The organism is Rhodopirellula sp. UBA1907, from assembly GCF_002337565.1.
Lineage (GTDB): Bacteria > Planctomycetota > Planctomycetia > Pirellulales > Pirellulaceae > Rhodopirellula > Rhodopirellula europaea.
Genome location: NZ_DDGH01000112.1, coordinates 398 through 2582, shown reverse-complemented (window position 1 = coordinate 2582; position 2185 = coordinate 398). Strand labels below are relative to the sequence as shown.

The 2185-nt window shown below is 55.8% G+C and carries 1 protein-coding gene and 1 pseudogene; both read right to left on the bottom strand.

The features are described from left to right. Window positions 1-1904: DUF1592 domain-containing protein (locus B2R17_RS27975; protein ID WP_286766599.1), on the bottom strand; the 1904-nt coding region annotated here is incomplete at its 3' end. A gap of 53 nt (window positions 1905-1957) precedes the next feature. Further along, window positions 1958-2185, bottom strand: a pseudogene (locus B2R17_RS27970) (hypothetical protein); the annotation flags it as partial.

Sequence of the window (2185 nt, the reverse complement as noted above, 5' to 3'; positions counted from 1 at the left end):
GAGTGTGAGACCAGCCAACTGGGATGAGTCAGGATGCCGAGTCGCTCACCTTCGGGAGCAGTCGCCAGCACGCGTTCGGGTTTCATCGATCCGCGACCAAAGCTTCGGCGGCTGACACGAGCGTAGATGTCCGGGCCGGTCAGCTTGGCTTCGGTGACCGCATGGTTGATCTTGGGCTTCTTCGGAGCGTTCTTCTTGCCCGGTGGTTCTTTTTCCGGGTTGGCTTTTTTCCAAGCGGCCAACTCACTTGCCGCTTTCTTCGCGGCGGCTTTTTCGGCGGCAACGGAGGCGGCCATTTCTTCTCGGGAACGTTGCTTGCCGAAGTACGTGTTGTCGTACTTGCCAGCCACCACCTTGTCGGTCGTTAGCAACCGCTTCAGAACCTCGGTGTCTTCGGCGAGGATCATTTCAATCAAACGGTCCGTGCTGGCGGTTGCATCGAACATGGCGTTGTAGTGAGCGACGCCTTTGTTGTTCACTCCCGTTTCGCCCAGCGCCCGGGTGTCTTTGCAGATGTAGCCTGCAAGGTCGTAGTCAAAGTACTCACGGAAGAATCGCAGGATCCTCGGTTTTCGAATGCTGTCATCCTCCAACATTCGTACGACTTCGCGTTTGACATCGTCGCGGGTTCGCATGCGTCCATCGACGATCGCACGTCGAAGAGCATCATCGGGTTGGAGGTATCGAAGCGCGTGATTGACGGCCAACCCCAATTCCCAATCCTGCAGCATGACTCGGCCATGGCTGTCTGGTTCGCCGCTTTCGACCAACTCCGGACGAAAGAGAGCGTCGCGGTCGAGGAAGATCGCTGACAGACCAAGAACGGCACCGTCTTTTTTGCCAAGCTTTTCAATCGACTGATCCACAATTTCAACGTAGATGTCAGATTCTGCTTTGCTCGGTGGGCGGAAGGTCAACGCTTCGAAGAGGAAATCAACCGCGGCCCGTTCGTTCGCTTCATTGATCTCTTCTGCTTCGAAGAGGTCGTGGACCGGCGTTAAAGGACGCATGACTTCGGTGCTGTAGACCAAACTGGTCGGCAACCCACGCAGGTCACCCTTCATCTTGTCCGCGATCGAGTTGGGATCGTCGGTGATCTGGTATGGCTCGGCGATGCTGAGCGGACCTTCGGCCATGTAGCGAATGATGTCGCTGGCGATACCCATGATTTGCGTCGCTTCGGCGCTGTTGACGGTGTAGAAGTCCGGGTAGTTTTCCAGCCCATGATCTCGGGCCGTCGACAAGACCGCGGGAACGCTTTTGACCGAAGTGGCGTAAGCGACCGTTCCACCCTGCCATTTGATGATTCGATCGACACCAAAGTAGAGCTTCAGTTCGCCGCCGTGATTGGTGGGAACAGCGTCCCCGTGTGTTCGAAGCCCCGGTTTGGATGGATCGTAGTCTGGTTCCGTGTTGATCAACTCGTTCAAACGAGTGATATGCTCCTGAGGTGTGACCCGCCAGATTCTCGCGGGTGAAGACGTTGGTTGAAGTTCGATTCCATCGGGCAACGAACCAAACAGCAAATTGTGATTCAGGAAGTTGCCTTTGTTTGGGTCGCGATGAGCGTGGAACCCGCCTTTGTCTTTCAGGGCTCGGGAAAGTTCGCCGACGATCCAGTCGGAAAACTTCAGCCGTTCAATCACTTCCGGTTGAGACATGTCAGGCGGGGGCATTTCCTGCAGGCTGACTTGAGCCCAAACACTGGTCCACACACTCGCATTGATGTCGTCGACCGGTCCAAGGTTCTCAAGTGACAGATCGCCTTCCGGATCCGATTCGCCGTGGCAATAAATGCAGTAGTCGGCCAGGAATGTTTCCGCCATCGCGGAGTAGTCTTGGTCGATCGGTTGGCCAGGCGTGTAGGTTTCCGCTTGGGCAACGGAGCCGAGGCTGAGCAACACGAAAAGACTTGTGAGCAGCCGACAGCGACTTGTTGGAGATTGCTTCCACATCGCTACGCCAGCACTTCCTTGAGCGGACCGTTGCTGTCGTCATACTTCTTGGCCATTTTGTCATCCATGTTGAAGCGGTCAACGTTTTGGCCCGCCGCCCGCAACAGCGATGTGTACAGAGCGTTGATCGGACGTTTCCCTTCCACTTGGGTGAAGCATCCACTTTTGAATGCACCGTCCAAGTTGCCCAGCAACATGACCGGCCAATTCGCACCGTTGGTATGTTGTTT